Genomic DNA, 21,642 nt, shown 5'->3' with positions numbered 1-21,642 from the left:
GGGTGACGTGTCGGTTCGCGAACCGGGGCCGGTCGGGTCAGAGACCCTTGCGGACCCTGGCCGCGCGGCGGGCCTCGGCCTGCTGCCTGGCCTCGATGGTCTTACGGGACTCCTTGCCCTTCCCGGGGCGCCCGGGGCGGGTGCCGATGCCCCGGAAGCCGAGGTCCGTCCCGCTGGGCCGCCCCTTCGCGTCGGTCGCCGCCGCGCCGGCGAGCGGCACCCCGGACGGTGCCTTCGCGCCGGTGATCCGGCTGAGCGCCGCCTCGCCGGAGCGGACCTGGGTGATGGTCGGGCGGATCTTCGCGTCGGCCATCAGACGCACGATGTCCCGCCGCTGGTTCGGCGTGACCAGTGTGACGACCTTGCCGGACTCGCCCGCGCGGGCCGTCCGGCCGCCGCGGTGCAGGTAGTCCTTGCTGTCGGCCGGCGGGTCCACGTTGACCACCAGGTCGAGGTCGTCGATGTGGATGCCGCGGGCGGCGACGTTGGTGGCGACCAGCACGCCGATCAGCCCGTCCTTGAACTGCCCGAGCGTGCGGGTGCGCTGTGGTTGGGACTTCCCGCTGTGCAGCCCCTCGGCCCGTACGCCCATGGCGCGCAGGTGCTTCACGAACTGGTCGACGCCGTGCTTGGTGTCGAGGAACATCAGCACCCGGCCGTCCCGCGCGGCGATCTCGGTCGCTGCCGCGACCTTGTCGGCCGCGTGGATGTGCAGCACGTGGTGGTCCATGGTGCCGACCGAGGCCGACTGCGGGTCGACCGAGTGCGAGACCGGGTCCTTCAGGTAGCGGCGCACCAGCTGGTCCACGTTGCGGTCCAGGGTGGCCGAGAACAGCATCCGCTGGCCGGCGTGGTGCACCTGGTCGAGCAGCTCGGTGACCTGCGGCATGAAGCCGAGGTCACACATCTGGTCGGCCTCGTCGAGGACGGTGATCCGCACCCGCTCCAGGTGCACGTCCTTGCGCCCGATCAGGTCGCTCAGGCGTCCGGGGGTCGCCACGACCACCTCCGCGCCGGTGCGCAGGGTGCCGGTCTGCCGGCCGATGGACAGGCCGCCCACGACGGTGGCCATCCGCAGCGCGAGGGCCTCGGCGTACGGGGCGAGGGCCTCGGTCACCTGCTGGGCCAGCTCGCGCGTCGGCACGAGGATCAGCGCGAGCGGCCGCTTCGGGTCGGCGCGCTGTCCGGCCGTGCGGGCCAGCAGCGCCAGACCGAAGGCGAGGGTCTTGCCGGACCCGGTCCGGCCGCGCCCGAGGATGTCCCGTCCGGCGAGGGAGTTGGGGAGGGTGGCGGCCTGGATCGGGAACGGCTCGCGCACGTCCAGTTCGGCCATCGTCTTCACCAGCTCGGCAGGCAGGTCGAGCTCCGCGAACGACGTCACCGGCGGGAGGGCCGGGCTGACGGTCCTGGGCATCGAGAACTCACCCTGCGGACCGAGGGTCCGAGGAGTCTTGCCGGAGCCCTTGGCCCCGGACTTGCTGCCTGTCCTGGCGCCGGGCTTGATGCCGAAACGCCCATGAGCCGACGGGTTCTTCATGCAGAACCTTCCGTGAAGAGAACACAACGCGAGCGGGGAACGTGAGGGCGGACGACAACGAGCCGGGGCCCGTACCCCTCGGTACGGGCCCCGGCTCGTCGTGCACGTCCGCACCGGGCGAAGGGCCCGCGCTTCACGTTTCCCGCCCATTTTACCAGTCGGTCCTATGGGGTGAGCGGCCCCAGTTCCCCGGACCGGACCTGGGCCAGATGGGCGCGGGCCTCCACCGCCGCCCGTCCGAACCAGTCCGCGATCACCGCGACCTCGTCGGGGGTGTACTCGGCGAACACGGAGCCGAGGCGGTCGTAGAAGGGCTGGTACACGGCGAAGATCCGGGCGGCCCCCGACGGATCGGCCACCACCCGGACGCGGCGCCGGTCGCCCGGGTCGGGTCGCCGGTGCGCGTACCCGGCCCGTTCCAGGCGGTTGAGCACCCCGGTGACGGCGCCGGTGGTGAGGTTGGTCAGTTCGGCCAGTTCGCCGGCGGACAGGGGGGTCTCCCCGGCGCCCAGGACGTGGCCCAGGCAGGTCAGGTCGGTCACGTTGATCCCGAGGAGCTGCGCCACCTCCTGCTGACCGATCACGCCGAGGGCGACGTACTGGTCCATGCGCGAGATCGCCTCCCCGGCCGTGGCCGCGGGGCGGGGCTTGCCCTGCACGCAATTTCTCCTTAGCATCTAAGTAACTTAGCTCGTGAGATGTTTACTTTGTGAGGTAAGTCATCCTGTTCCGAGCCTACTGCCGCCCTTCCACCGGGAGAATCATGAGCGCCCACGGCCACGTAGACATGGGCCACACCGTGGCCGGCTGGACCGGCACGACCCTCGCCCTGCTGGGCGCCACCGGAGCGGGCGCCGCCCTCTGTGCCGCCTGGGCCCCCGGCATCTGGCTGGGTCTCGCCCTGGTCGCGGTGGCGGGACTCGTCACCTGGCTGCTGCACCTCGCGGGCTGGGGCAAGCCGAGCGGGCCGCGCCCCGAGTCCGCGTGGGACTGGCGCGTCCGCGACACCACCGCGCGCACCGGACACGCGAACTGCCTTGGCTGCCGGGCCGCCGGACCCCGACGGGCCGCCGCGGGCGCCCTCGAAGCCCGACCGGTCGTGTCGTTGTCCGCCGGCGACGGCGGCTCCTGACCGCACGGCCCGGCGCCGCTCACTCCCGTCACGGACAACTCGGCCAGAAGTTCGAGCCGACCCGGTTGGCCGCGCCTGGAGTGTGTCGACGGCGACGGGTGGGCACTATCGAGACGGCCGCACGTGCGGCCCGAGTGGAACGTTGTGAAGGATCAGTACTGATGGCAACTGGCATCGTGAAGTGGTTCAACTCCGAGAAGGGGTTCGGGTTCATCCAGCAGGACGACGGCGGCCCCGACGTGTTCGTGCACTTCTCCGCCATCCAGACGACCGGCTTCAAGGAGCTGGCCGAGGGTGCGAAGGTCGAGTACGACGTCACCCAGGGCCCCAAGGGTCCGCAGGCGGAGCAGGTGACCACCCTCTAGTACCGCTTCACGCGGCCGATCGCCGTGGACGTGAGCCCCGCCGGTTCCTCCGGCGGGGCTCACGCGTACCCGGCGGAGGAACCGGTCGCGCCTATCCCGCCCGGTGCAGGGCCATGAGGAGCGGCCAGAGCCGGTTCGCGAGTTCCACCGGGTCGGAGCCCGGGATGTGCTCGTGCAGCCAGTCCGCGAGGACACCGGTGAAGGTGGCGGCCACCGCGGAGGCGACGAGGTCGGGGCGCGGGGCGCCCACGGCCTCGCGCTCGGCCCGGGCCCGGGCGCGCAGCTCCCGGTACAGGCGGTCGCCCAGCGGGCCGCCGCCCCCCGGGAGGAGCAGGGCGCGATGGAGCGGACCGCGGGCCGCCGCGTCCGCGAGGAACTCGGCCAGGGCCGCCGGGGGCCTGACCGGGGGGAGCGCGCCCGGGATGCCCTGCCAGGCGTGGAGGGCGTCGACCGCCGCGTGCACCACGTCGGCGCACGCGTCCACCGCCAGCGCGGTGAGGTCCTCGTAGTGCAGGTAGAACGTCGCGCGCCCGACACCCGCCCGGCGGACCACCATCGAGACACCGACCTCGGCCAGCGGGCGGTCCGCGCACGCCGCGAACAGGCTCTCGCGCAGCCGGGCCTTGGTGCGCGCGGTCCGTGGGTCCTGTGCGCGCGCTTCCCTGCCGCCCGGCCGGTCGGAGCCGGTTTCCGGCACGGAGTCCTGTGCGTTCACAGGGCGTTCACCCGGCCGACAGCGCCGCGCCGAGGGCGAGGGCGCCGGGCAGGGCCTGGGCGATCAGGATCCGGCGGTTGGCGGTCGCGGCTCCGTAGACGCCCGCGACGATCACGCAGACGAGGAAGAAGATCTGCGTGGCGAGGGAGTCGATGACCAGCGACCAGACCAGCCCCGCGGCCAGGAAACCGTTGTAGAGCCCCTGGTTGGCGGCGAGCGGTGCAGTGAGGCGGGCGGTGTCCGCGTCGAACCCCGACAGGGCCCGGCCGGGCGGTCGCTGCCACAGGAACATCTCCAGGACCAGGAAACACAGGTGCAGTGCGGCGACCGCGCCGATGAGGACCTGAGCGACCGTGTGCACGGGCTGTCTCCCTTGGTTGATTTCCTGGACAACTGTACAGGAACTCGCCGGTCGGGAGCCGGTGATCGCGCGGCTAGGCTGGCCGCATGACTGTGCTCGTGTACGAAGACTTCGGCACCGGACGCCACCGCGAGGCCTCCCTGATCCGCCACGCCCTGGGCAGCGCCCACGACGAGGAACTGGTCGCGGGCCTGGCCGGCGGGATCGGCTTCATGTACTTCGTCTTCGAGTACGCCGGACGGACGCCGATCGCGACGATCGTCGCCCAGTCCCACCCCGAGCCCTGGGTGCAGGTCGCGCTCGGACGCCTCGGCGTCCCGTACGACGCCACCCGGGCGATGAAGCCACGTTGGGGCCGGGTCCGCGCCGCGCTCGACGAGGGGCAGCCCGCCTTCTGCGTCGTCGACCGCTCCTCGCTGCCCTGGCACGAGCCCGACCCCGAGGCCGAGATGACCGGCGCCGACCCGCACACCGTCGTCATCGCCGGGTATGACGGCGACGACCTGTTGATCGAGGACGGGGCCGAGACCCCGCACCGGATCGACCGCGAGGAGTTCGGGGCGGCCTGGACCGCCCACCGCAAGGGCCGCCACCAGCTGATCGTGCCCACCGGCCCGCCGGAGGGGGATCCGGACGTGGACGGGGCCATCGCCGCCACCGTCACCCACCTCACGGGCCCGGTGCTGGGGAACCAGTTCGACGCCAACTTCGGCTTCACCGGCATGGAGAAGTTCGCCGCGCAGTTGCGCGACACGACCACGAAGACGGGCTGGGAGCGTCGTTTCGGCGTTTCCCCCGAGGCCCTCGCGGCGGGCACCGGCCGGCTCCACGCCTGCCTGGAGGAGGAGTGGACCGCGCCGGGCGCCACCCGGCCGCTCTACGCGGACTTTCTCGACCTCGTCGGGCGGCCGGAGGCGGCGGAACTCTTCCGGGAGTCCGCCGGGCACTGGTCCGCCCTGGCCGACCTCGCGCGGGCCTGCGATCCGCACTCCGACGCCGACGGGCGACGGGCCCTGTTCGACGCCTGCGCGGAGCACGTGGACGCCTGCCTGGAACTGGAGGGCCGGGCGGTCGAGGCGCTCCGCAAGTAGCGACCGTCAGCGCCCGCCCCCCGGCCGTCCGGGATCCTCAGGCGTCCTCCAGGGAGATGGCCGCCACCGGGCAGGCCCGCGCGGCCTCCCGGACGAGGGGGCTGCCGGCGCCGTCCTCCCGTCCGGCCAGCAGCTCGCTCAATCCGTCGTCGTCCTGCGTGAACACCGTCGGCGCGGTCAGCGCGCACTGGCCCGCACCGATGCAGACATCGTGGTCGATGGAGATCCGCACGCCGCTCACCAGGCCACGGGCAGTTCGATCATGCCCTGGATGGTGTCCCCGGGTTTGAAGGGGATCCGGTCGGGATCGGCCGCCAGCCGTAGTCCGGGCAGCCGCCGGAACAGCGTGCCCAGGGCGATCTCCATCTCGGCGCGGGCCAGGTTCTGCCCGAGGCACTGGTGGATGCCGAAACCGAACGCCAGGTGGTGGCGGGCCGGCCGATGCCAGTCCAGGTCGTCCGGCTGATCGAACACCGACTCGTCGCGGTTGATGACCGAGGTGGAGAAGATCACCCCGTCGCCGGGGCCGATCGTGACCCCGCCGACCTCGATGTCCTCGGTCGCCACCCGCAGCATGCCGTCGGCGATCGACAGGAACCGCATCAGCTCCTCCACCGCCTCCGAGATCAGCGACGGATCCGCGCGCAGCTCCGCCAGTTGCCCGGGGTGCCGCAGCAGGGTGAACGTGCCGAGGGAGATCATGTTCGCGGTGGTCTCGTGACCCGCGACGAGCAGGATCACGGCCAGCGCCACCAGCTCCTCGACGTCCGTCTCGCCGGTCTCCAGCCGCCTGGCGATGAGTTCGTCCAGCAAGCCGTCGCCGGGGGCGGCGCGCTTGCGGGCGATCAGGTCCGTGAGATAGCCGTCGAGTTGTCGGCGTGCCTCCTCGACGTCGGCGACGTCGGGGCCCCGCAGCAGCCGCCGGGACTGCCCCTCGAAGAACTCGTGGTCCTCGTAGGGGACTCCGAGCAGCGCGCAGATCACCATGGACGGCACCGGGAGCGCGAAGGCGCCGACCAGCTCCGCCTGCGAACCGGCCGCCGTCATCTCGTCGATCAGCCGGTCCACGGTCTGCTGGATCGCGGGCCGAAGGGCGGCGGTCCGTTTCAGGGTGAAGCTCGGGATCAGCATCCGGCGCTGGGTGTTGTGCTCCGGATCGTCGACCCCGAGCAGGGCGGTGCGGCGTCCCGTCAGGCCCTTGAACCGCTCGGTCGGGGCGGGAAAGTCCGAGTTCAGCCGGTCGGAGGAGAGTCGGGGATCGGAGAGCAGGGCGCGCGCCTCGGCGTGGCCGGTGACCACCCACACGGAGCGGCCGTCGAAGAGGGTGACCCGGGAGAGCGGGCGGCCTGCCCGCAACGGCTCGTAGGCGGTCGGCGGGTGGTAGGGACAGGTTCGGTCCTGGGGAAAGGCAACGGTCTCTGACATGCAGCACCTCGCGAGCGATGGTTCCGTCTTGCCGGACTCCATTACATGCCTGAGGCACCTATCTCCCCCATACCACTTTCGGCCAGACCGCCCCAGGTCACCCGAACGGGCCCGCGAGCACCCGTCGCCCCTCAGACGTGGGCGTCCAGGAAGGCCTTGAGCTCCTCGCGCGCCATCGGCCCGGAGTGGCTCGCCACCGCCAGGCCCGCCCGGACGATGACGACGGTGGGGGCCCCGGTCACCTCGTGGCGCCTCGTGGCCTCGGGGCAGCGGGTCATGTCGGTCCGTACGACGGTCAGCCGTGCCCCGTACTCCTGCGCCACCTCGCCGACCAGCACGTCCATGGTCCGGCAGGCCTCGACGGCCTTGGGCCAGGTGCCGACGAAGTAGCCGAGGACCGCCCCGGGAGCCATGCCCAGGATGAAGTCGAACTCCTGGTCCTCGCGTGGCTGATGTACCAGACGTGCCATGTGCTGAGCTCCTGCGTCGCGATGGGTGGACGACCCGACGGGCCGGCGGAAACCCTACGGGACTCGGTGGTTCCGCCAAGGTCCGGGCCCTGTTCACGGAGGTCCGGACGGCATTTCCGGTGAATGCTCCAGAGGGGAAAAGCGATGCTGTGGCAACTGCGACTCTTCATGTATGTTGCGCACGGCATTTCAGCTGGAAAGAGGCTGATCACCTTGCATGTGCGAGTCTGTTGGTCGGCGCGTCGGGAGGGGTTCGTCCATGGGAATGCGCAGGAATCGCAGAAGCGTGAATCGCGGCGCGGCGGTCGCCGTGTTCGCGGCGGGCGGCCTGCTGCTCGCCGGTTGCGGGCAGTCGGACGACGGCAAGGGGTACCAGGAGGGCGCCGCGACGGCTTCCACCGCGCCCTCGACCTCGGCCCCGGCCACGTCCGCGGCCCCTCTGAAGCCCGGTGAGGTGCGGGTGGCCGGCGAGGTCGGCAAGCCCTACACCGTCACCCTCGCCGAGCTGCGCAAACTGCCGCAGACCTCGGCCGCCGTGAAATTCACCAGCGCCAAGGGGGAACAGGAACACACCTATCAAGGCGTGTTGCTGAACGACGTGCTGAAGGCGGCGGAACCCCGATTCGACCAGGGAAAGAAGAACGGACAGTTGCGCGGCTTCGTCGCCGCGACCGGTGGCGGCGACTACCGTGCCGTCTTCGCCTGGGCCGAAATCGATCCCGCCTTCGCCAAGAGCCAGGTGCTGCTCGCGGTCTCGGAGGACGGAGTCCCCTTCGACGACGCCGCAGGACCCCGACTCGTCGCTCCGCAGGACACCAAGGGCGGCCGGTACGTGTCCGAGTTGAACCAGCTGTGGGTCGGTGTCGTCGACCCGGTGGTCGACGGTGTGAAGTGACGGACCGGCCCGCCGTGACCCCGCTGCGACGGCGGACCCTGCTCGGCGCCGGGGGGCTGGCCGCGCTCGCCGCAGGGGGCGCCGTGCTCACCACGGCCGCCCCCGGGGAGAGCGCGAGGGACGCCGGGGGCCGTGAGCCCGAGGCTCGGATACCGTTCCACGGCCCCACCCAGGCCGGAATCCTGACCCGGCGCCAGCCACACGCCCACCTCGCCGCGCTCGACCTGCTGCCCGGTGTCGACCGCCCGCTCGCCGCCGGTCTGCTGCGGGCCTGGAGCTGCGCCGCCGACCGGATGAGCCGCGGGGAAACGCCGGTCGAGGGGGAAGCCGACACCGGGGTCGCCCTCGGCGCCGGTCCGGCCGCGCTCACGGTCACCTTCGGGTTCGGGCCGGAGTTCTTCGAACGCCTCGGGTTGACCGCGGCCCGACCGGAGGCGCTGGGCCCGCTCCCCGCGTTCCCGGACGACCGCCTCGACCCCGCCCGCAGCGGCGGCGACCTCTTCGTCCAGGTGGCCGCCGACGACCCCCTCGTCGCCGTCCACGCGCTGCGCGCCCTCCAACGACTGACCCGGGGAACGGCCCTCACCCGCTGGGTGATGTCGGGGTTCACCCGTCCACCCGGAGCCGGCGCTCCCGACGGAACACACCGCAACCTCATGGGACAGCTCGACGGCACCGCCAACCCGACGCCGGCCGGCGACCCGGCGCACCGCGCACGGATCCTGGTCACCGCCCCGGACGCGCCCGGCTGGCTGCGGGGCGGATCGTACGTGGTCCTGCGCCGGATCCGGATGCTCCTCGACCACTGGGAGGGCCTGCCCGAGGCCCACCGCGAACAGGCCGTCGGACGGCGCGTGTCGGACGGGGCGCCCCTGACCGGGGGGACCGAACACACCCCGGTCGACCTGGACGCCGCCCGCCCCGACGGGGTTCCCGTCATCGCGACCAACGCGCACATCCGGCTGGCCGCGCCGCGCGGCAACGCCGGCGCGACGATGCTGCGGCGCGGCTGGTCGTACCACGACGGCATGCGCGCCGACCGCACGGTGGACGCCGGAATGCTGTTCGTGGCCTGGCAGACCGACCCGCGCACGGGCTTCGTCCCCGTCCAGCACCGGCTCGCCCGGGGGGACGCCCTCTCCCGGTACCTCGTCCACGAGGCATCGGCGCTGTTCGTGGTGCCCGCCGGCGCGGCGCCGGGGGAGTACGTGGGACAGGCCCTCCTGGAAGGCTGACCGGGCCCGTTGTCAGTGGGGCCTGTCAACCTGGGCGGATGGACGACAGGATGCTGCGGCGCCGGGTCTACGGCGCCGACCACGACGACCCCGACCCGGGCCCGCGCCCGGGGCACGTCTACGGCGAGCTCGTGGGCGGCCCCCTCGACGGGCTGCTGCTCGACATCACCGGCTGGAGCGGACCCCGACTGGCCGAAGAGGCCCGCCTCCCCACCGAGATAGGCCGCTACGGGGCCGGCGGGCGCGCCCACTACCGTCGCCGGCCGGCCGACCCGGACCACTGGGACTGGTCGGGCGACAGCCCCTGACCGGGCGAGCCCCCGATCCGCCGACGTCGACCGGGGGCTCTGTGGACCACTTCCGGCGCCGGGCCCCGTTCGGATGCGGTGCGTTTCAGGTGCCGGCCGCCTCGGGGTGTCGGGCTGTCAGGGCGCCGGGATGTTCCGGCAGTCCGGGCGCCGGGGCGTGCCGGCAGTCCGGGCGTCGGGGTGTGCCGGCCGTCCGGGTGTCAGCCGGTCGTGGCTCCGCGACCCACCTGGCGGGCCCACAGCACCAACGGCACCTGTAGCGGCAGCCGTGCCAGGGTGACGGCCCGGATGGCGGGGGACTGGGTCCGGGCGTCGACGGCCATCTTGACGTTCGCGGGGAAGACGCCGACGAAGAACGCCGCCGTGGCCAGCGCCGCCACGCGCCGGGTGCGCGGGTGCGCGACGCCGGCCGCCAGTGCCAGCTCGACGACGCCGGACGCGTACGTCCACTGGCGGGGGCTGCCGGGCAGGGAGCGCGGGACCGTCGCGTCGAACCGCTTCGGCGCGACCGTGTGCGCCACCGCCGCGCCCGCCAGCAGACCGGCGAGCAGCAGGGGCGAGGAGGGGGTGCGCGGCATCGGGGATCCTCTCGGAGGGGATGAGGCCCGCGATCCTACTCATGGGTAGCCGCCCTGCGTCCAGGCCCGCGGCAGGCCCGACTCGGCCGGGAGCGGCCCCGCCTGCCGGCCCCGACCCGCCGCGGTGGTGAGAATGCGGATCGGGGCGGATCGGGGCCGATCCCGAAACTTCCTGAAGAAAGTTTCCCGGAACTGTCGATTCGGGTGTCTCCCGTTCGACGCAGGGGTGAGAGGCAGGGAAAGCCCCCGCCCTCCCGACCGAGGAGTCACCATGCCGCGCTTCCTTTCGCTGATCCGCATCGACGAGCAGAACACGCCCACCGACGGCTTCACCCCCGAGTTCGAGCAGCGGATGGGCGCCCTCCTGGAGGAGATCACCAAGGCCGGAGTCATGCTCGACACCGCGGGCCTGCTCCCCACCGCCGAGGGCACCCGGGTCACCTGGTCCGGCGGCAAGATCGGCTACACCGACGGCCCCTTCACCGAGACCAAGGAGGTCATCGGCGGCTACGCCCTCATGCAGTGCAAGGACAAGGCCGAGGCCCTGGAATGGACCAAGCGGTTCCTGGAGCTCCACCCCGCCACCTGGACGGTCGGCTCCGAGCTCCGCGAGATCGTCGAAGGCTGATCCGGCCGCGTTCACGGCGTCCTGTTTGCCCTGCCTCGTCACGGCTGCTCTGATGGGTGGCCGTGACGGCAGTGAGTACGACCCGAGCGGTCGAAACGGTGTTCAGGATCGAGTCCGCGCGGATCATCGCCGGTGTGACGCGCATCGTGCGCGACGTCGGCATCGCGGAGGAGATCGCCCAGGACGCCATGGTCGCCGCGCTGGAGCAGTGGCCCGTGGACGGCGTCCCGGACCGGCCGGGCGCCTGGCTGACGACCACCGCCAAGAACCGCGCGATCGATCTCGTCCGCCGCAAGGAGGCCTACGCCCGCAAACTCGCCGAGGTGGGCCGCACCCTGGAGAACGTAACCCCGCCCGAGGAGCCGGCCGAGCCGGAGGACATCGACGACGACCTGTTGCGGCTGATCTTCACCGCCTGTCATCCGGTGCTGAGGACGGAGGGCCGGGTCGCGCTCACGCTGCGTCTCATGGGCGGGCTGACCACGCAGGAGATCGCCCGCGCCTTCCTCACCTCCGAGTCGACCGTCGCCCAGCGCATCGTCCGGGCGAAGCGGTCGCTGGCCACGGCCGGCGTGCCGTTCGAGGTTCCGTACGGCACCGACCGCGAGCAGCGGCTCGCCTCCGTGCTGGAGGTGATCTACCTCGTTTTCAACGAGGGCCACTCGGCGACCGCCGGGGACGACCTGGTCCGCCCGGCACTGTGCGAGGACGCGCTGCGGCTGGCCCGGTTGCTGGCCGGCCTGATGCCCGAGGAGACCGAGACGCACGGGCTGGTGGCGCTCCTGGAGTTCCAGGCCTCCCGGATCGCCACCCGCACCGGGCCCGACGGCGAGCCCGTGCTCCTCGCCGACCAGAACCGGACCCGGTGGAACCGCATGCTCATCGGGCGCGGTGTCGCGGCACTGCGCCGCGCGGGCACCGGCCCGTACTCCGTGCAGGCCGCGATCGCCGGGTGTCATGCCGCGGCCGTCCGGTACGAGGACACCGACTGGGCGACGATCGTCGCGCTGTACGGGCGACTCCTCGTGCTGATCCCGTCCCCCGTGGTGGAACTGAACCGGGCCGTCGCCGTCTCCATGGCCGAGGGCCCCGGTGCCGCCCTGCCGCTGGTCGAGGCCCTTGCGGACGAACCGGCCCTCGCGTCCTACCACTTGCTGCCGAGCGTGCGGGGTGATCTGTTGGAGCGCCTCGGCCGCGGGGAGGAGGCCCGGGTCGAGTTCGAACGGGCCGCCTCCCTGACGCGCAATGCCCGAGAGCGCTCCTTGCTGCTGCGTCGGGCGCGGGCCGCGGCCGAGCGCTGAGCCGCACCGGGTACTCGCGGTCGGCCTCGCCCTGCTGCGCGGTACCCCGCGCACCGCACCCCGGCCGGCCTGACGTCCGCCGGGCCGGGGGAGCTCAGGCCCGGACGCGGGGCCGGATCGGCAGACGGGGCGGGGTGAGCGCGATCGGGCGGCGGAACCCGCCGGTCAGGGCGATGTCCCGCACGGTCTGGCGCAGTGACGCCTGGAAGTCGCCCATGGTGCCGCGGGCGGCCGCGGTGTCCACGTAGATGGAGTTCATGTGCAGTCCGTCCGCGTCCCGTTGGAACCAGGAGCACGCGCCGTTCGCCCGCGCCGACCACACGTGGGAGGTGGGCCGCCACTCGTCGTGCCGCTCGGAGCCACGACACTTGCGCATGTCGATGTACGAGAAGAAGTTCACCGGGTACGGCCACGAGCGCGCCGCGAACTCCTCGGGGGCCAGCAACTCCCAGGCCCTGACGAACGGCACGTCGATGTGGCGGATCATCTCGCCGAAACCGGCCCGTACCTGCGTCATGACCTGGGTGAAGTCCCGCCCCGGAGAAGCGTCGAACTCGATGGGCATGGTGTTCACGAACCAGCCCACCGAGTTGGTCCAGGCGTCCCGCCCGCGCTCGCTGACCGGCATGAACCCGCGGTACACGCCGGGCCCGCCGGCCTCCCGCAGGCAGACGGCGACCGACGCGAGCACCCCCATGAACGGCTTGCCGCCCACCGCCAGACAGGACTTCTCGAACACCTCCGCCTCGGTGGCGTCCAGGAGCAGCGACGCCTCGTTGACGATCGGGTACATCCGGTCCGGCCGCACGCCCAGGTCGAGCGGGAACCGCGGGAAGAACTCGCCGTTGCGCTCGATGAACGACTTCCAGTAGCCCAGGCGTTCGTCGTCCGCGCCGATGGAGAGGTACCGGCGCCGCTGCTCCTCGGCGAAGTCCAGATAACTGGGCGCGGTGGCCGGCAGCCCGGAGCTCTCGCCCCGGCACAGCGCCTCGTACTCCGTCTCCACCTCGTGCACCACGATCGGCATCGACATGCCGTCGCACACGATGTGGTCGAAGGCCAGGTACACCGTGGCGGAGTCCTCGCGCAGCACGGCGCCCATGGTGAACAGCGGCCAGGACAGGGTGTCGATGCTGCGCTTGAACCGTTCGACGAGGAAACCGCGCAGCAGCTCGGACGTCTCGAAGACGCCCACCTGGGCCGTTTCGAGGGCGAGTTCGTCGGCGGCCAGCGGCGCGCAGGCCAGCTCGCCGGCCAGCCGGCGGAACTCGCAGCGCAGCACCTCGTGACGGCCCACGAACGCCAACAGCGCCCGACTGAGGGCCGTTTCGTCGAGCGGTCCCTCGACCTCGAAGGTCACCGCGATCCAGGACGCGACCGGATCGTCGGCCGCACGGCTCTCCTCGGCGACGGTGAAGTGCTTGTCCTGGTTGAAGGACGCCCTCCTGCCCGACGGATCACCCCGGTCGGCGTCCCGCGCCGCCGCCGTGGACCGCAAACGCCACTCCACCACCCTTCCGGGCGCCAAGGTGTGCATCTCCAGAGGAAACTGCCGCATTCCGTCATCCCTTCGACCCCCGAGTCAACCCCGAGCGCCTAACGACACCCGGCCCACGGAAGTGACGCACGCACCCGCGAAGGCGTTCGGCGCCGGGCGCGTCAGTCCGTGTCCGGGGCGTCCTGCGCATCGTCGCGACGGACCTCGATGTGGTCGGCGGCGAGGTCGACCGCCACCCGGTGCTCCATGCCCAGCGCCTCCAGGAACTTGTACGGGAGTTGCACCCGCCCGGTACGGTCCAGCATCACGTACTCGCGTTCGCTCACGGACTCCGCGCCGTGCTCGTCGGTGACGGTGCGGCGCAGCACCTCGCTGCTGGTGCGACCGTCGCGGATGGCCACCGTACGGCGGACCTCTCCCGCGACCATCGGGTCGTGCGTCACGATCACCACGGTCGCCCCGAGTTCCCGGTTCACGGTACGGAAGGCCTCGAAGATCGCGGCGCCGGTCTCGGAGTCCAGCTCGCCGGTCGGTTCGTCCGCCAACAGGACCGCCGGGTCGTTGGCCATGGCCACGGCGATGGCCACGCGCTGCTGCTGCCCGCCGGACAGCGCGTTCGGCCGCCGCCCGGCCAGGTCGCCGATCTCCAGGGCCGCCAACAGCTCGGCGACGCGCGCGGTCTGCCGCTTGCGGGCCGCGCGCCCGCTCCCGTCCTTCAGCTGCATCGGCAGCGCCACGTTCTGGGCGGCCGTGAGGAACGGCAGCAGGTTGCGGGCGGTCTGCTGCCAGACGAACCCCACGGCCTCGCGCCGGTAGCGCAGCCGCTCCCGCGCCGACATCTCCAACAGGTCGTGGCCGCCCACGGTGGCCTTGCCCGCCGTCGGCACGTCCAGGCCCGCCAGGATGTTCAACAGCGTCGACTTCCCGCTGCCGGACGCGCCGACCAGCGCGATCAGATCCCCCCGGGTCACGGTCAGCTCCAACCCCTGCAGGGCCTGCACCTCGACCCCGTCGGAACTGAAGATGCGCACCAGCCGGTCACAGACGATGGCGTGGGCCGGATCGTGACCGCGGGGCTCGGCGGCGGCCAACGCCTTGCGGCGCAGCTCCTCGAAGGTGGGGGCTTCGGTGTTCAACGTCGGTCTCCCGCTCTCAACTCGGTGGTGATCTGGCGCCGGCCGGACACCGCCGCCTCGGCGAGCACGGTCAGGGCCACCAGCGCGGCAAGGCCCAGTGACTGCACCAGCACGGGTCGGACGAGGACGCCCAGCCCGGTCGGGACCGAGGAGCCGACCAGCGTCGTCAGGTCCACCGCCGGACCCAGCAGGGCGACCGCGGCGACCGCGATCAGACCGCCGCCGAGCGCGGCGGTGACCGCCTGCGGCAGCGATTCGACGAGGATCAGCGCCACGCCCTGCCGGGGCCGCAGGCCCATGGTGCGCAGTCGGGCCAGAAGTGCGGCGCGTTCGGGCGTGGCCCGGGCCAGGGTGAGCAGGACGGCCAGCGCCGCGAAGCCGGCCGCGCCGGCCAAGGAGGCCCGGAACACGCGGCTCGCGGACCGCTGGAGGGGGTCGTCGGCGAGCTTGGCGACGGTGGCGGCGCTCGTGCGGACGAGGTAGCGGTCGGCCGCCGGGCCGGCGTGGGTGCGAACCACCTCGCGCAGGGCCCCGTCGTCGATGCTTCCCACCGCGAGCCAGTGGGTGGGCGGGGCACCCTTGGGGATCCTGGCGGTGGCCGTGCCCGCCGGCAACACGATGACGCCCTTGCCGGAGCCCTGTAGGAGGGGCGTGCCGTCGATCCGGGCGACGGGCTTCGCGAGCAGCTCCTCGTCGTTGGCGAAGCGCACGCGGTGGGTTCCGTCGGTGACCTTCCCGACCAGGTCCTCGCTGAACAGCGCGGGGATGGCGGCGGGGGATCCGCCGGCGAGCAGGGCGGGATCGAACCGTCCGCGTCCGACGGTCCGCGAGATCTCCGCGTAGGCCACCGGGTCGGCGACGATCACCGTGACCTTGACGGAGCCCCGGTCGGTGTCGAAGACGTACGCGTCGGCGTCCGCCCACAGGGTGAGCGAGGCCCGTACGCCGGGCAGTTCGCCGGCAGCCTTCGCGAGGGCCTTCGGGACGGGTACTCCCGCGGGTGAGGCGACCTGGGCGTCGCCGCCCACGTCGAGTCGGGCCACCCGCTCCCGGGCGGACTCCACCCCCGCCAGCACGGTGGCCCCGAATCCGCCGGTGGTGACGGCGAGCAGCAGCGCGATCAGCGGCAGTACCGGGGGTCGTGCCCGATCCCCGGAACCGCGGGCCGCGCGGGTCGCCCCCAGGAAGCCCACCACACCGCGACGGCGACCCACCGCCCGCGCCAGCGCCCCGACGAGCGGCGGCTGGATCCGGGCCAGGAGCAGCCCGCCCGCGAGCGCCAGCAGCAGCGGGGCCGCGACGAGCAGCGGGTCGACGCCCTGCCCCGCCGGGGCGACGCCGCGTTCGCGGACCTCGAACACCGCCGCGCCGGTCGCGGCGAACACGAGCAGCTCCGCGACCAGTCGGCGGCGGGGGGCGGGCGGCCGCGGCGGCGACAGCAGCACGAACACCCGCACGGGAAAGGCGGTCAGCAGCACGAGCGTGACCGCCGCCGCGGCGAGGAGGGCGGGCAGCAGGCGGGGAGTGGGCAACAGCAGCACGGCGGCGGCCGTCGCGAGCGCCGCCGCCGGGAGCACCGGGACGGCTCCTTCCGCCAGCACCCGGCGGACGATGGAGGAGCGCGAGCCGCCCCGCGCGAGCAGCAACCGCAGTTCGGCGAGCCGCCGGTCCCCGCTCAGTCCGGCGGCGAGGAAGAACACGACGAGGGCGACGCCGACGACTCCGGCGGGCCCGATCGCGGCGAGCGGCGCGGCGGCCTGCCGGCGGGCCTCGGCCCGGGCGAGCAACTCGGGCAGCCGCGAGGTGATCCGCAGGTCGGGCCGGCGGGATTCGAGGGTCAGGTCGGTGGCGGTGGGACCGGCCACGTAGGAGGCGACGGCCTCCTTGACCGCGGGCAGCCGGTCGGCGCGCAGGATGTCGGTGTCCACCGGCAACCGCCAGAAGAACTCGGCGCGTTCGCCCCAGGACGCCAACCGGTCGGCGCCGTCGGGCCCGACCACGGCGGAGGTCTGCCAGTACTGCTTGCGGGTGCCGTTGAGGCAGGCGCGGGTCGCGCACAGCAGGTCGGTCCAGAAGGGGTCGGCCGGGTCGTCGACGCGGTACACGCCGACGATCTCGGCGCTGAGCGGCCCCGAGATGCTCGGAGTGGGGTCCAGGACCGTGCCGACCTTGACGCCGAGGGTGTCGGCGGCTCCCTGGGACAGGGCGATCGGGATCGGCCCCTCCGGCGTGCCACCGTCGGGCCAGCGACCGTCGACGAGGCGGGTGTGGGCGGAGAGGTCGCGCAGGTAGAGCAGGCTCATCTGCGGCGCCACCTCGTAGGGGCTCGGCAGCCCCGGGTTCGTCAGGGTCCGCGGTTTGACGGCGCGGGTGCCCGACACGGGGCCGTCGGGCGCCACCGCGAAGTCCTTCCCGGTGCGGGACAGCAGGAGGGCCCGTACGGAGTCGAGCCCCTCGGGTGTGCGGGCACCGGGCTCGGCCCGGGCGGTGGCGAGCAGGCTCGTGAAGCCGGGCCCCTGGTCCCGCAGGAAGGACCGCAGGGCCTGGTCGGAGCCGCGGTCCAGGGCGCGCGGCAGACCGGCGGCGAGCAGCACCGCGACGAACGCCAGGACGGCGCCCAGCAGGGTGGTCAGCGGCGCGGCCCGCAACCGGGTCCGCACCCACGGCGCGGGGCGGGTGTGCGGGGGCGGCGGCGCGGGGGCCGGGCTGGTCACATGTCCTCCACGTGCCGCAGCCGGGCGGCTGCGCTCAGGGCGTTGCGGTTGCGCCGGCCGCCGAGCACGGTCGACAGCAACGGCACGGCGGCGATGCCCGCGACCAGCAGCAGCGTCGTGGTGACGGGCAGATCCACCAGAACCTCCGGGACCGGCCGGCGCGCCCCCGGCGTCAGCACCACCAACGGCACCGTCAGGTGCACGATGGCGGCCCCCAGCACGAGACCGACCCCCGCTCCGAGGCCGACCAGGACACCGCTCTCGACGGCGGCCGTCCGGGCCGGCGCCCGACGCGGCGCGCCCAGTGCCAGCAGCACGGCGAACTCCCCGGACCGTTCCTGCGCGTTCGCCGCCGCGGAGGCCGCGAAGCCGATCGCCGCCAGGACCGCGCAGGCGAGCGCGAGCGCGGCGAGGGCGGCCTGTGGTCCCGCGCTCAGCGGGTCGTCGAGCAGTCCCGCGACGACCTCCTCGCGCAGCCGTACCTCCTGGACCCCCGCGCCCGCCCGCAGCGCCGCGGCGGCCCGGGCCGGGCCGGGGTCGTCGGCGGAGGCGGCCGGCAGCCACCACTCGTCGGTCGGGGGGACCTGCTTGCCGCCCTGCGCGGCGAACAGCCGGCCGAGCGTGGCCAGGTCCACGGCCACGGCCGTGTCGCCGACCACGGGCAGGGTGTCCACCGCGGAGGTGATCCGGACCGGCAGTGAATCGCCGCCCAGGGGGACGGTCACCAGGTCGCCGACGTCGGCGCCGATGGCACGGAGGTACGCGTGCGTGGCGACGCCGGGGACCTCGGTGGAGGGCGGGCCGCCCGCGGTCGCGGAGATCCGGACCGGGCCGGTCGTGTCGCGCGGGTCCTGGTAGCGCATCCGTACCAACGCCCCGCCGCCCTCCCGGAGCGCGCCGGGCCGAGCCCCGTTCGTCGTGGTCGGGGCCGTCAGGTGCCAGGCCGGCGCGACCGCCTCCACCCGCGCGGCCGGGCCGTCCCGGGTGTCCGAGACGGCGACACCGCGCACCGTCACCTCCCCGCCGACCTGCTTGGGCGAGCCGTAGGGCCGGGCGTCGGGGGAGAAGGTGACGACGAAGCCGATGATGCTCAACGGGCCGGCGGCGGATCCGATCGGGGCGTCGGCCAGGGCGTCGACGTCGACCGAGACGATGGTGGGGCCGTTCGCGGGGAGTTGACGCGTCGGCGCCCGGTACGTCAGCCCGAACCGGTCGCGCAGCAGTACGCCGATCCCGGGGCTGCCGGGTTCGTCCGCGGAGTCCAGGGACACGTCGATGTCGATCCGTCGCGGCTGCCCGGGCAGGGTGATCCCGTTCGCGGCGGGGGCGGCCGGGGAGAGCGGCCCGAACAGTTCACGCATGCCGAGCCCGTCCCGCAGGTCCTCCCGGAGCGGGACCCGCTCGGCGGCGGCGGGAGCGTCCAGCGCGATCAGGGTGCCGGTCCGCTCACCGGGCAGGGAGTGTTCGCCGCGGATGACCGGGATCATCCTGTCGCCGCCGGGCAGCCTGGAGTACCGGCCGGCCCGCCCCATCGCGGACAGGTCGCTGCCGGAGATCCGCAGCCCTCCCGCGGTGATGTAATCGGCCTGGTCGTGCTGGGAGTCGGTCCACGCGGTGTGCTGCCCCAGCGCGAGGACCCCGCTGGAGACGGCGAGGACCAGCAACAGCACGGGCCCCGTGGCCCGCTTGGGGCGGCGGGCCAACTGCCAGCCGACGAGCGCGGGGCCGAGGCCGCGGCCCCGCGCGGCGACCCGGCCGCCCAGCCGGGCGGCGAACGGCAGCAACCGCAGGACGAGCACGGTGCCCGCGCACAGCGCGAGCGTCGGCGCGGCGACCAACACGGGGTCGACGCCCAGGCCGTCGCCTCGCGCCGCGAGGCTCTCGTCGCCGCTGTACCGGGCGAGTTGGACGTAGGCCAGGACGGCGAGGACCACCAGCGCGAGGTCACCGCCGGCGCGGGCGGCGCCGGCCACGACGGCCTGGCGGGAACCACTGAGGCGCAGTACGGACGCGGCCGCCCCGCGGAGCACGACGGGCAGGGTGGTCAGCAGTACGCAGAACAGCGCGCAGCCGACCGCCACCGGCCACAGCGACCAGGCGCCGGCGGGGTCGAGGGACAACCGGGACAGCGGCCCGAACCGGCCGGCCAGGCGCAGCAGTGGCGGGGTGAGGAGCGGCGCGAGCACGGCGGCGGGGAGGGCGAGCAGCAGTGACTCGACGCCGGTGAGCAGCCCGAGCCGGCGGCGGGAGGCGCCCCGGGCGGTCAGCAGGATCCGCTCGGCCTCCTTGCGGTCCGTCATCAGATGGGCCACCAGCAGCAGGGCGGCGCCGGCGAGCACCGCGAGCTGGAGGGCGCCGACCAGCAGGGTGGAGCGGGCGACCCGCTGGGCCGACGTCAACTCGGCGAGTAGATCGGGCAGTTCGGTCTTGGCCTTGAGCCCGGCGGCGGTGAGCGGGGCGCCGAGCGGGGAGCGCGCGTCGATACGGGTCGCGGCGGCACGGACCGTCTCGATGTCCGAGGCGCCGGCGGCGGTGAAGTCCGCCGTCAGCAGGGCGGCGCGGCTGTCCTGCGGGAGCCCGCCGGCGGTGAAGGCGGAGTCGTCGGTGACCAGGGGGCCGTAGGTGGTGAACGCGCCGACCTGGAGCTCCCGGCCGCCGAGCGGGTCGAGCCGCCAGTACGGGGCGTCCGGTTCGGCCGCCCGGTAGACGCCGGTCACGCGGACGGTGAGCGGGGTCCCGCCGTAGCGGTCGTCGAGTCCGACCTCGGCGGGCAGCGCGTCGGCGGTCAACCCGAGCCGGTTCAGCGCCGCCTGGGGCACGGCGACCTCGACGCGGGAGGACGCGTTCGCGAGCGGCCGGGGCCACGCGCCGGACAGGAGTCGTACGCGATCCCGGTCGAGGGCCGCGAGCAGGGTCAGGTCCGCTTCCTTGCCGGGGGCCCGGGGGCCGGGAAGTCCGTACGCGCGGCTGCGCGCCACGCTCCGGACGTCGACCGGCAGCCCGCCGAACAGTCCGGTGGCGAAGGCGCGTACGGCCTCGTCGTCCTTGGCGCGGCTGCTCGTCGGATGCTCGCCGGTGACCGTCACCGTGGTGCGGGCCCGCCCCGGACCGTGGATCGCCTGTCGCAGCCCGGCCTCGTCCACCCCTCGGGAGAAGGCGAGCAGCGCGCTGAGCGCGGTCGTGGCGATGAGTACGGTCAGCAGCACGGCGGCGGCGAGCGGTAGTCGCCCGCGCAGCCGGCGCACGACGAAGCCGATCATGTGCCTGTTCCTCCCCCGTCCGGACCTCTGGTCCCGGATAGCGGACGATGTTGTCAGATTCGATCCCGTATCGGAAGGTACTTGCGCGAAGGATGTGACGGATGAGCAAATTCGGAAGGTAGTCGAAACGCGGCCGCCGGAAGCAGCCGCGAGCAGCTGAACGGCCGTGCGGCGGGCGGCGCCCACGGGCGCGCCCGGACGGCCGAACCGAGGGGGATCCCACCATGACGCAGCACCAGGTCGACACCGCGGCACCCATGGTGGTGGTGCGGGACCTCCGGCGGAGCTTCGGAACGGGCCAACAGGCCGTACACGCCCTGCGCGGCGTCTCGTTCGATATTCGCAGGGGCGAACTGGCGGCGCTCAAAGGCCGATCCGGGTCCGGCAAGACGACCCTGCTGAACCTGGTCGGCGGACTGGACGCCCCGAGCGGCGGCAGCGTCGTCCTCGACGGAACCGACCTGGCCACACTTGGCGAATCCGGGCGACTCGCACTGCGCCGTGACCGGATCGGTTTCGTCTTCCAGTCCTTCGGGTTGATCCCGGTCCTGACCGCCGCGGAGAACATCGGCATCCCGATGCGCATGCGAAAGGTCCCGGCCAAGCAGCGCGAGGAACGCGTCCGCACCCTGCTGGCCCTGGTCGGTCTCTCCGACCACGCGGCGCAGCGCCCCGGCGAACTCTCCGGCGGTCAGCAGCAGCGCGTGGCCGTGGCCCGGGCACTGGCCAACGAGCCCGCTCTGATCATCGCGGACGAGCCCACCGGCCAGCTGGATTCCGAGACGGGCCGCTCGATCATGGAACTGCTGCGCGCGGTGGTGCGCAGCGAGGGCGTCACCGCCCTGGTCGCCACCCACGACCCGACCCTGGTGGAACTCGCGGACCGGGTGGTGGAACTGCACGACGGCCGCGTCGCCGATCCCGATCCCGATCCCGCGCCCACGGCGAGGGCGTAGGGGACGGGCGGGCGGCCGTGGTCAGGCCGGGTCCCAG

Annotated in this window: 21 protein-coding genes; 9 read left to right on the top strand and 12 right to left on the bottom strand. The window is 73.5% G+C overall.

What is annotated here, in order from left to right; all coding sequences use genetic code 11:
- Positions 1 to 37: 37 nt before the first annotated feature.
- Positions 38 to 1,537 carry a DEAD/DEAH box helicase gene (locus OHA84_RS05240; RefSeq protein ID WP_371591324.1) on the bottom strand — a complete coding sequence of 500 codons (1,500 nt, stop codon included), beginning with the start codon at positions 1,535 to 1,537 and terminating at the stop codon, positions 38 to 40.
- Between the two features lie 164 nt (positions 1,538 to 1,701).
- Entirely contained in the window at positions 1,702 to 2,196 is a 495-nt protein-coding gene (locus OHA84_RS05235; RefSeq protein ID WP_053682108.1) for a MarR family transcriptional regulator, read from the bottom strand.
- A gap of 104 nt (positions 2,197 to 2,300) precedes the next feature.
- On the opposite strand from OHA84_RS05235, the gene OHA84_RS05230 reads away from it, so the two are divergent.
- A complete protein-coding gene (locus OHA84_RS05230) occupies positions 2,301 to 2,669 on the top strand; it encodes an HGxxPAAW family protein (protein WP_266973049.1) in 369 nt (122 codons plus the stop codon).
- Between the two features lie 161 nt (positions 2,670 to 2,830).
- Positions 2,831 to 3,034: a cold-shock protein gene (locus tag OHA84_RS05225; RefSeq protein WP_053682110.1), complete on the top strand. Its 204-nt coding sequence runs from the start codon at positions 2,831 to 2,833 to the stop codon at positions 3,032 to 3,034.
- 91 nt (positions 3,035 to 3,125) lie between these two features.
- Here the strand turns inward: OHA84_RS05225 and OHA84_RS05220 are convergent, their stop codons facing one another.
- Positions 3,126 to 3,731 carry a TetR/AcrR family transcriptional regulator gene (locus tag OHA84_RS05220; protein ID WP_266974129.1) on the bottom strand — a complete coding sequence of 202 codons (606 nt, stop codon included), beginning with the start codon at positions 3,729 to 3,731 and terminating at the stop codon, positions 3,126 to 3,128.
- 25 nt (positions 3,732 to 3,756) lie between these two features.
- Positions 3,757 to 4,110, bottom strand: a complete 354-nt coding sequence (locus OHA84_RS05215) for a DUF1304 domain-containing protein (RefSeq protein ID WP_266973051.1) — start codon at positions 4,108 to 4,110, stop codon at positions 3,757 to 3,759.
- A gap of 86 nt (positions 4,111 to 4,196) precedes the next feature.
- Between OHA84_RS05215 and OHA84_RS05210 the strand changes: the two genes are divergently transcribed.
- Positions 4,197 to 5,201: a BtrH N-terminal domain-containing protein gene (locus tag OHA84_RS05210; protein WP_266973053.1), complete on the top strand. Its 1,005-nt coding sequence runs from the start codon at positions 4,197 to 4,199 to the stop codon at positions 5,199 to 5,201.
- 37 nt (positions 5,202 to 5,238) lie between these two features.
- On the opposite strand, the gene OHA84_RS05205 is transcribed toward OHA84_RS05210, so the two are convergent.
- From OHA84_RS05205 to OHA84_RS05195, 3 genes are all read right to left on the bottom strand, one after another.
- On the bottom strand, positions 5,239 to 5,433 hold the full coding sequence (locus OHA84_RS05205) for a ferredoxin (RefSeq protein WP_053682140.1): 195 nt from the start codon (positions 5,431 to 5,433) through the stop codon (positions 5,239 to 5,241).
- Positions 5,434 to 5,438: 5 nt separating this feature from the next.
- Positions 5,439 to 6,626 carry a cytochrome P450 gene (locus tag OHA84_RS05200; protein WP_078999392.1) on the bottom strand — a complete coding sequence of 396 codons (1,188 nt, stop codon included), beginning with the start codon at positions 6,624 to 6,626 and terminating at the stop codon, positions 5,439 to 5,441.
- A gap of 131 nt (positions 6,627 to 6,757) precedes the next feature.
- Positions 6,758 to 7,096 (bottom strand): co-chaperone YbbN, encoded by a 339-nt coding sequence (locus OHA84_RS05195; RefSeq protein WP_266973057.1) that lies wholly within the window; start codon positions 7,094 to 7,096, stop codon positions 6,758 to 6,760.
- A gap of 286 nt (positions 7,097 to 7,382) precedes the next feature.
- On the opposite strand from OHA84_RS05195, the gene OHA84_RS05190 reads away from it, so the two are divergent.
- Genes OHA84_RS05190 through OHA84_RS05180 form a run of 3 tightly spaced genes read left to right on the top strand, consistent with a single transcriptional unit; the run spans position 7,383 to position 9,534 of the window.
- On the top strand, positions 7,383 to 7,991 hold the full coding sequence (locus tag OHA84_RS05190) for a molybdopterin-dependent oxidoreductase (protein WP_266973058.1): 609 nt from the start codon (positions 7,383 to 7,385) through the stop codon (positions 7,989 to 7,991).
- Positions 7,988 to 9,226 (top strand): Dyp-type peroxidase, encoded by a 1,239-nt coding sequence (locus OHA84_RS05185; protein WP_266973060.1) that lies wholly within the window; start codon positions 7,988 to 7,990, stop codon positions 9,224 to 9,226. The genes OHA84_RS05190 and OHA84_RS05185 overlap by 4 nt, the downstream gene beginning before the upstream one ends.
- A gap of 38 nt (positions 9,227 to 9,264) precedes the next feature.
- Complete coding sequence (locus OHA84_RS05180; protein ID WP_053682117.1) at positions 9,265 to 9,534, top strand: hypothetical protein; 270 nt, start codon at positions 9,265 to 9,267, stop codon at positions 9,532 to 9,534.
- 200 nt (positions 9,535 to 9,734) lie between these two features.
- Here OHA84_RS05180 and OHA84_RS05175 read toward each other — a convergent pair whose 3' ends face one another.
- A complete protein-coding gene (locus OHA84_RS05175; protein ID WP_266973063.1) occupies positions 9,735 to 10,112 on the bottom strand; it encodes a hypothetical protein in 378 nt (125 codons plus the stop codon).
- Between the two features lie 271 nt (positions 10,113 to 10,383).
- Between OHA84_RS05175 and OHA84_RS05170 the strand changes: the two genes are divergently transcribed.
- Positions 10,384 to 10,740 carry a YciI family protein gene (locus tag OHA84_RS05170; RefSeq protein ID WP_053682119.1) on the top strand — a complete coding sequence of 119 codons (357 nt, stop codon included), beginning with the start codon at positions 10,384 to 10,386 and terminating at the stop codon, positions 10,738 to 10,740.
- A 71-nt stretch (positions 10,741 to 10,811) separates the two neighbouring features.
- Complete coding sequence (locus tag OHA84_RS05165) at positions 10,812 to 12,041, top strand: RNA polymerase sigma factor (RefSeq protein ID WP_266973066.1); 1,230 nt, start codon at positions 10,812 to 10,814, stop codon at positions 12,039 to 12,041.
- 94 nt (positions 12,042 to 12,135) lie between these two features.
- Here OHA84_RS05165 and OHA84_RS05160 read toward each other — a convergent pair whose 3' ends face one another.
- The 4 genes from OHA84_RS05160 to OHA84_RS05145 all read right to left on the bottom strand — a co-directional run bounded on the left by OHA84_RS05160 (position 12,136) and on the right by OHA84_RS05145 (position 20,649).
- The gene (locus tag OHA84_RS05160; protein WP_053682121.1) at positions 12,136 to 13,599 is read right to left on the bottom strand and encodes a condensation domain-containing protein; all 1,464 of its coding nucleotides are present in this window, start codon (positions 13,597 to 13,599) and stop codon (positions 12,136 to 12,138) included.
- Positions 13,600 to 13,700: 101 nt separating this feature from the next.
- A complete protein-coding gene (locus OHA84_RS05155; protein WP_053682122.1) occupies positions 13,701 to 14,675 on the bottom strand; it encodes an ABC transporter ATP-binding protein in 975 nt (324 codons plus the stop codon).
- Positions 14,672 to 17,389, bottom strand: a complete 2,718-nt coding sequence (locus OHA84_RS05150) for a hypothetical protein (protein ID WP_266973068.1) — start codon at positions 17,387 to 17,389, stop codon at positions 14,672 to 14,674. Before OHA84_RS05150 ends, OHA84_RS05155 begins: the two co-directional genes overlap by 4 nt.
- Positions 17,386 to 20,649, bottom strand: coding sequence for an FtsX-like permease family protein (locus OHA84_RS05145; RefSeq protein WP_266973070.1), 3,264 nt, complete (start codon positions 20,647 to 20,649; stop codon positions 17,386 to 17,388). Before OHA84_RS05145 ends, OHA84_RS05150 begins: the two co-directional genes overlap by 4 nt.
- A gap of 224 nt (positions 20,650 to 20,873) precedes the next feature.
- On the opposite strand from OHA84_RS05145, the gene OHA84_RS05140 reads away from it, so the two are divergent.
- A complete protein-coding gene (locus tag OHA84_RS05140; RefSeq protein ID WP_053680737.1) occupies positions 20,874 to 21,605 on the top strand; it encodes an ABC transporter ATP-binding protein in 732 nt (243 codons plus the stop codon).
- Positions 21,606 to 21,642: the final 37 nt, after the last annotated feature.

The sequence above is a fragment of the Streptomyces sp. NBC_00513 genome, assembly GCF_041431415.1.
In the GTDB taxonomy this organism is placed as follows: Bacteria; Actinomycetota; Actinomycetes; order Streptomycetales; family Streptomycetaceae; genus Streptomyces.
Note: the sequence above shows the minus strand (reverse complement) of the source record. Positions and strands in the feature narration are given on the sequence as shown.